7 protein-coding genes are annotated in these 7,009 nt (G+C 72.4%); 3 read left to right on the top strand and 4 right to left on the bottom strand.

The genetic code is table 11. The features are described 5' to 3' along the window. The coding region (locus ACRDTB_RS36590) for a molybdopterin-dependent oxidoreductase (RefSeq protein WP_431436837.1) at positions 1-1,019 on the bottom strand (1,019 nt) is incomplete at its 3' end. Positions 1,020-1,255: 236 nt separating this feature from the next. Between ACRDTB_RS36590 and ACRDTB_RS36585 the strand changes: the two genes are divergently transcribed. Both ACRDTB_RS36585 and ACRDTB_RS36580 read left to right on the top strand, forming a co-directional pair. Continuing rightward, positions 1,256-2,404: a glycoside hydrolase family 76 protein gene (locus tag ACRDTB_RS36585; protein ID WP_431436836.1), complete on the top strand. Its 1,149-nt coding sequence runs from the start codon at positions 1,256-1,258 to the stop codon at positions 2,402-2,404. Further along, a complete protein-coding gene (locus ACRDTB_RS36580; RefSeq protein WP_431436835.1) occupies positions 2,401-3,144 on the top strand; it encodes an SDR family oxidoreductase in 744 nt (247 codons plus the stop codon). The genes ACRDTB_RS36585 and ACRDTB_RS36580 overlap by 4 nt, the downstream gene beginning before the upstream one ends. A gap of 6 nt (positions 3,145-3,150) precedes the next feature. Here ACRDTB_RS36580 and ACRDTB_RS36575 read toward each other — a convergent pair whose 3' ends face one another. The 3 genes from ACRDTB_RS36575 to ACRDTB_RS36565 all read right to left on the bottom strand — a co-directional run bounded on the left by ACRDTB_RS36575 (position 3,151) and on the right by ACRDTB_RS36565 (position 5,505). Further along, positions 3,151-3,558, bottom strand: a complete 408-nt coding sequence (locus ACRDTB_RS36575) for a VOC family protein (protein ID WP_431436834.1) — start codon at positions 3,556-3,558, stop codon at positions 3,151-3,153. 111 nt (positions 3,559-3,669) lie between these two features. Beyond that, on the bottom strand, positions 3,670-4,281 hold the full coding sequence (locus ACRDTB_RS36570; protein ID WP_431436838.1) for a DedA family protein: 612 nt from the start codon (positions 4,279-4,281) through the stop codon (positions 3,670-3,672). 174 nt (positions 4,282-4,455) lie between these two features. Further along, the gene (locus tag ACRDTB_RS36565) at positions 4,456-5,505 is read right to left on the bottom strand and encodes an alpha/beta hydrolase (protein ID WP_431436833.1); all 1,050 of its coding nucleotides are present in this window, start codon (positions 5,503-5,505) and stop codon (positions 4,456-4,458) included. A 188-nt stretch (positions 5,506-5,693) separates the two neighbouring features. On the opposite strand from ACRDTB_RS36565, the gene ACRDTB_RS36560 reads away from it, so the two are divergent. Next, the coding region (locus ACRDTB_RS36560) for an FAD-binding oxidoreductase (protein WP_431436832.1) at positions 5,694-7,009 on the top strand (1,316 nt) is incomplete at its 3' end.

Genomic DNA, 7,009 nt, shown 5'->3' with positions numbered 1-7,009 from the left:
GCGTTCGCCTGCCCGGCCGCGGCCAGCGGGAACATCGCGCCGCCGGGCCGGTCCAGGTTGCCGGTCAGCACGTTCAGCACGTCGATCAGCCAACTCGCCAACGTGCCGAAGGACTGCGTCGTGGTGCCGATCCGGCCGTACACCGCGGCCCGCGGCGCGGCCGCCAGCTCGCGCGCGATCCGCTCGATCTCCGCCGCGGCGAGCCCGGTGGCCGGCGCGACCGCCGCCGGCGTGAACTGCTCGGCCAGCGACCGCACGTCGGCGACGCCGGCCACGTGCGCGGCCAGCTCGCGCAGCGCCACCAGGTCCTCCGCGAACAGCACGTTGACCAGTGCGAACAGTAGCAACGCGTCGGTGCCCGGACGGATCGCGTGGTGCTCGTCGGCGATCTCCGCGGTCCGCGAGCGCTTCGGGTCGACCACGACGATCCTGCCGCCGCGGTCGCGGATCCCGCGCAGCCGGCCGCGCGCGTCCGGCGCGGTCATCAGGCTGCCGTTGGACACCAGCGGGTTCGCGCCGAGCAGCAGCAGGTGCCCGGTCCGGTCGAGGTCCGGCACCGGGATCGTCATCGGGTGGCCGAACATGAGCCCGGCGGAGTAGTGCTTCGGCAGCTGGTCCACCGTGCTCGCCGAGTAGAAGTTCTTCGTGCCGAGCGCCTTGTAGAAGGCCGGCCCGTACAGCGCGGTCGAGGCGTTGTGCACCGAGGGGTTGCCGGCGTAGATCGCGACCGCGTCCCGGCCGTGCTCGGCGAGCAGCGGGGCCAACCGCTGGTCGATCTCGGCGAACGCCTCGTCCCAGCTCACCTCGACGAACTCGCCGTCCACCCGGACGAGCGGCGCGCGCAGCCGGTCCGGGTCGTGGTGCAGCGCCCCCAGCGACGCGCCCTTCGGGCAGATGAACCCGTGGGAGAACACGTCCGCCGCGTCGCCCCGCGTACCGGCGACCCGGGTGCCGTCGAGCGTCACCGCCAACCCACACGTCGCCTCGCACAACGGACAGGTCACGTGAGCAGTCGCCATGAACTCAACTGTTACACAGGACGGTGACATCACTCGTCCGGCGGACACTTCGGAACCGATCCAGCCGCGACGATGAAGAGTGTGAGCGGAGCTTGCGGAGCGAACCATTCGACACGGGGCGACCGTGAGCGGCGGCACCGAGCCTGCGAGGGGGCGTTTGTTCGCGGAGCTTGCGGAGCGAACCATTCGACACGGGGCGACCGCGAGCGGCGGCACCGAGCCTGCGAGGGGGCGTCGTGAGCCAACGAGCGGATTACGTGGAGAGCTCCGCCGAGGAGTCGCCGTCCTTGTGGGCGGCACGCGCCGCGGTCACCGAGCGGGCGGTGCTGCGCCGGCACCTGCGCCGGGTCTGGGCCCTGCCCGGCACGCGGCTCGGCATGGCCGGCTGGCCGCCGAACATCCGCCAGCGCCTGCACTGGAACTGGAACTACTGGTGGCAGGCGCACCTGCTCGACTGCCTCGTCGACGCGCAGCACCGCCAGCCGCATCCCGGTCGCGCCTCGACGATCAACCGCGTGGTGCGCGGCGTGCGGCTGCGCAACTTCGGCTCGTGGACCAACGACTACAACGACGACATCGCCTGGCTCGGCCTCGCCCTGCTGCGTGCGCACGAGTGCGAGGAGGTCCCGGTCGACACGCCGCTGACCCGGATCACCGGTCAGCTGCGCGGCGAGTGGACCGACCACGCCGGCGGCGGGGTCTGGTGGCGGCGCGGCGCCGACTTCAAGAACGTGCCGGCCAACGGCCCGGCCGCGATCCTGTTCGCCCGGTGGGCCGACGCCGGCGGTGAGCGGTCGGACCGGCAGCGGGCCCGCTCGATGACCGAGTGGATGGAGCAGGTCCTCGTCGATCCCAGGACCGGCCTGCTCTGGGACGGGCTGTACGTCGAGCCCGACGGCTCCATCCGGGACATCGTGAAGACGGTCTACACGTACTGCCAGGGCGTCTTCCTCGGCGTGTGCGTGGAGCTCGCCGAGGGCGACACGTCCGGCGTCTGGGTGTCGCGGGCGGAGCGGACGATCAACGCGGTGGCCGCACACCTCGCCGATGACGACGTGCTGCGCGGCCGCGGCGGCGGGGACGGCGGGCTGTTCGCCGGCATCCTCGCCCGCTACCTGGCGCTGGCCGCCGTCCGCATGCCGGCGTTCGGCTCGACCGCCGCGGACACCGCCGCCCGGCTCGTGCTCGCCTCGGCGGCGGCCGCGTGGCGGAACCGGACGCTGGCCCGCAGCGGGCCCGCGTTCGGGCCGGAGTGGTCGCGCCCGGCGCAGGAGCCGCGCTCGTCCGGGCAGCGGCTCGTCGAGCGGGACCTCTCCGTGCAGCTGTCGGCGTGGATGACGATCGAGGCGGCGGCGACCCTGGAGCGGCTAGGTTCCACCGCGTGAGTGTGCTGATCGTGACCGGCGGCGGCCGGGGCATCGGAGCCGCCGTGTGCCGCCGGGCGGCCGCGCGGGGCTACTCCGTGGTGATCAACTACGCGTCCGACGAGGCGGCCGCGGAAAGGGTCCGCGACGACGTCGTGGCCGCCGGCGGCAAGGCGGTGGCGGTCGCTGGCGACGTGTCCGACGAGGCCGACGTGCGCCGCCTCTTCGACGGGGCCGCCGAGCTCGGCGACCTCGCCGGCCTGGTCGCGAACGCGGGCGTCACCGGCAACACGCCGGGGCGGCTGGACGAGCAGGACGTCCGGGTGGTGCGCCGCGTGCTCGAGGTCAACGTGCTCGGCGTGTTCCTGTGCGCCCGCGAGGCCGTGCGGCGGATGTCGACCCGCCACGGCGGGCAGGGCGGGGCGATCGTGACCGTGTCGTCGACCGCCGCCGGGCGCGGCTCGCCCGGCGAGTGGGTGCACTACGCGGCGAGCAAGGCCGCGGTCGACACGCTGACCTACGGGCTGGCGCTGGAGGTCGCCGCGGAGGGCGTCCGGGTCAACGCGGTCGCACCCGGCACCGTCGAGACCGGCCTGCACGCCGCCGCCGGACTGCCGGACCGGCCGCGGCTGCGGGCGCCGCTGATCCCGATGCGGCGCGTCGGCACCCCCGAGGAGATCGCGGAGGGCGTGTTGTGGCTGCTCTCGCCGGACGCGTCGTACGTGACGGGCGCGGTGCTGCCGATCAGCGGCGGCCTCTAGTGCCGGCTAGACCTCGCGCGCCCACAGCACGAGCTGGATGCCGTCCGGGTCGCGCATGGCGATCACCTCGGTGCCCGGCGCGGACTGCTCCTCGGTGATCGGTGAGAAGGTCACGCCGTGCTCGGTGAGCCGGTCGGTCCACTCGCGTAAGCACTCGTTGTTGGGCACGCTGAACGACAGGTGGTCCAACCCGGGCCGGCGCTCGTCGAACAGCGTCCGGTCCGCGTCTGGGTGCTGCACCAGTGTCAGCGTGATGCCGAAACCCGGTCCGCGCAGGAAGACCTTGCGGCGCCCGGAATCCGCGTCGTCCCGACCGATGGTGGAGAACCCGAGCACCCGCTCGTACCACGGGACGCTCCGATCCACGTCGGTCACGGTGAGCGCGACATGGTGAACGCCGGTCAACGTGGGCATCAGAGTCCTTTCGGGCCCAGTTCGGGGCGGGCCGACTTCAGCCATACTGCCCGAGCCGAATGCTGAAACGGCCGCCGTTACTGGATCTTTTGCAGGCCGAGACCCAGTCGCTCAGTCGGCGACCTTCGCGGTGACTGCCCTGGTATCGACGGGCCGGTGCATCTCCTGGCGGTAACGCATGACTCCCCACACGGTGCCGACCACGAAGAACGCGATGCTCGCCCACAGTGCGGCCGCCTTGAGCCAGGGCAGGTCCTCCACCAGCCCGGCCGCGTAGAAGCCGACCAGGACGAGTGTCGGGACCCAGGCGAGGCCGCCGAACGAGGTGGCGATCAGGAAACGTCGGCGGTCCATGTTCGCGGCGCCGGCGATCAGTGGGGCAAGGGTGCGGATCCAGGGCAGCCACCGGGCCAGCACGATGGCCCAGAAGCCGCGCCGGTCGAGGAAGTCCCGCGCCCGGGCGAGGTTCTCGTGGTTGAGCACCCTGCCGCCGCGCCGGGCGATCAGCGCGTTGCCGGTCCGGTTCCCGATGTAGTACCCGATCAGATTGGCGATGACGGCGGTGGCCGTCGCGGCGATCGACAGGGCCCAGGCGCTCGTCTCGTGGTCGTGCTGCGCCAACACCACGCCCGCCGCGAACAGCAGCGAGTCGCCCGGCAGGAACAGGCCGACGATGAACGCGCACTCGGTGAACACGAAGCTGAGAACGATGATCCACACCATGATCGGGCCGGCGGACTCGAGCACACCTGTTGCGAGCGCGCTCGACTCGGCCAGGGCTGTGGACACGACGGTTAGCGTACGTGCCTTCCGGATCGGCCATGCCGGGAACCGGCTCTTGTTCGCCGATCCGCCACCTCGTGGCCTGCTCGGCGGGGGTCTCGCCACACACCGTGTTCAGGCCGCCGCGGTGACCGCGGTCGCGGTTCGGAGGAAGTCGCCGACGTAGCGGATCGCCGCGCGGCCTTCGGGCAGGACCGGGTAGAACGCGGGGAACACGTGCACCTGGCCGGGCCAGACCTGCAGCTCACAGTGCCCGCCCGCGGCTCGCACGCTCTGCGCCATCCGTTCCGAGTCGCCCAGCAGGCACTCGGTGTCGCCGGCCTGGATCAGCAGGGGCGGCCAGCGGCGCTTGGGCGCGCGGATCACGTCGAGCCGCCTGCTGTCCAGGGCGTGCTCGCCCGCGTAGCTGCGCCCGCACTCCCTGGCCCGCTGCGGCGGCACGAACGGGTCCCGGCGCACGGCGTCCCGGTCGTCGAGCTCGGTACAGGTCAGGTCGAGGAACGGGGAGAACAGCACGGCCGCGGCCGGCATCGGCAGCCGGCGCCGGGACAGCTCCGCGAGCAGGCCGGTGGCGAGGTGACCGCCCGCCGAGTCACCCGCGACCACGATCTGCTCGGCCCGGTGGCCGGCGGCGAGCAGCCAGCGGTAGGCGGCGATCGCGTCGTCCGCGGCGGCGGGGAACGGGTGCTCGGGCGCGCGCCGGTAGTCCACGAGGAACGCCGGCCGGCCGGTCGCGATCGACAGCGCGGCCACGAAGTGGCGGTGGGTCCTGCGGGAGCCGAACACGAAGCCGCCGCCGTGCAGGTAGAGCAGCACGCCCGTGCGCTCGTCGGCGCCGCGGCCGGTGACCCAGACGCCGCGGACGTCGTTGCCGCTGACGGTTTCGCCGGCGGACTCGTCGACGGACTCGTTGACGGCGCGGAACTTCGTGCCGCGCGGGACCGGGGTCCAGCCCACCGCGTCGAACGCCTCGCGCACCAGTTGCAGCGCGGGGTTGCGGGTGATGCGCAGCCGGTCGCCGATGGGCCGCAGGCCGCTCATCATCAGCTGCGCGAGAGCCCGGCTCGCCGCGCTGGGTGTGGTCGGCACCGGGCTCGGGGGCTGCTCGAGGAGGACGTCGGCGGGCGCCTCGGGTGGCTCGCCGGCGTGGCCGGGACGCACCATCGCGCACCACCTCCTCGTCCGTCAGCGCCGAGCAGACACGTTTGACTGTAAATGATCGACGCGTCGCTTCGATCCACCGAAAGTCGTGGACACGATTGCGTTTTCGCACCGAATGAACGCATCCCTCGTGACTCAAGAGTGCGGGGAAGGACTCGAAATACGCTCAACGAGGCGGTTACGGTCGACTTGTGACTACGCGAACCGGGCCGCATGACGACCTGCTGGCCGACCTCACCGCGAAGCTGGGCAAGGACGCGGTGCTCGTCGACCCGGACGTCACCGGCAGCTACCGCCGCGACATGATGCCGCTCGCCCCGCACGGCGACCCGCTGGCCGTCGTCCTGCCTGGTGATGCGTCGGATGTGCAGGCGGTGGTGCGTGCCTGCGCGGCCGCGGGCGTGCCGATCGTGCCGCGCGGCGCGGGCAGCGGGCTGTCCGGCGCGGCGAACGCGATCGACGGCTGCGTCATGCTCGTGCTGACACGCATGAACGAGATCGTCGAGGTCGACCCGGACAACCGGCTCGCCGTCGTTCAACCCGGGGTGGTCAACCTCGACCTGCGTGGCGCGGTCGAGAAGCACGGCCTGTTCTATCCGCCGGACCCGTCCAGCTACGACTGGTGCACGATCGGCGGCAACCTGTCCACGAACGCCGGCGGGCTGTGCTGTGTCAAGTACGGCGTGACGACGGACTCCGTGCTGGGCCTGGATGCCGTGCTCGCGGACGGCGAGCTGCTGCGGACCGGCCGGCGCACGGTCAAGGGCGTGGCGGGCTACGACCTGACGAAGCTGTTCATCGGCAGCGAGGGCACGCTCGGCGTGATCACCCAGGCGACGCTCGCGCTGCGGCCGCTGCCGCAGGCGCCGGGCACGATGGTCGCCGCGTTCTCGACGGTCGCCGCCGCCGGCGCCGCGGTGAGCCGGATCGTCCGCGAGGGCATCGTGCCGTCGCTGATGGAGATCATGGACTCGGTGTCGATCGAGGCCGTCGAGACATACAAGAAAACCGAGCTCGGTGCCGGCAAGGGCTGTGCCGCCCTGCTGCTGTGCCAGTCCGACTCCGGCGGCGAGGCGGCGCGCCACGAGCTACGGGCCATCGAGCAGGTCTGCCACGACGCCGGCGCCGACCTGGTGCACTCGACGTTCGACCTCGCCGAGGGGCGGATGCTGCTGGCCGCCCGGCGCGCGGTGCTGACGGCGCTGGAGGTGTACGGCGCCTGGATGACCGACGACGTCTGCGTACCGCGGACGAGGATCGCGGAGCTGATCGCCGCGTGCGAGCGGATCAGCAAGGAGGTCGGCCTGCGGGTCGCGGTCGTCGGCCACGCGGGCGACGGGAACATGCACCCGACGATCGTCTACGACCCGTCGTCGGAGGACGAGTTCGCGCGCGCCAACCAGGCGTTCCACGACATCCTCGCGGTGGGCCTGTCGCTGGGCGGCACGGTCACCGGCGAGCACGGCATCGGCAAGATCAAGCGCGAGTGGCTGGAACGCGAGATCGG

Origin of the sequence: Actinophytocola sp. (assembly GCF_050699935.1) — a bacterium.
Taxonomy (GTDB): Bacteria; Actinomycetota; Actinomycetes; order Mycobacteriales; family Pseudonocardiaceae; genus Actinophytocola.
This window is presented reverse-complemented; position numbering and strand designations above follow the sequence as displayed.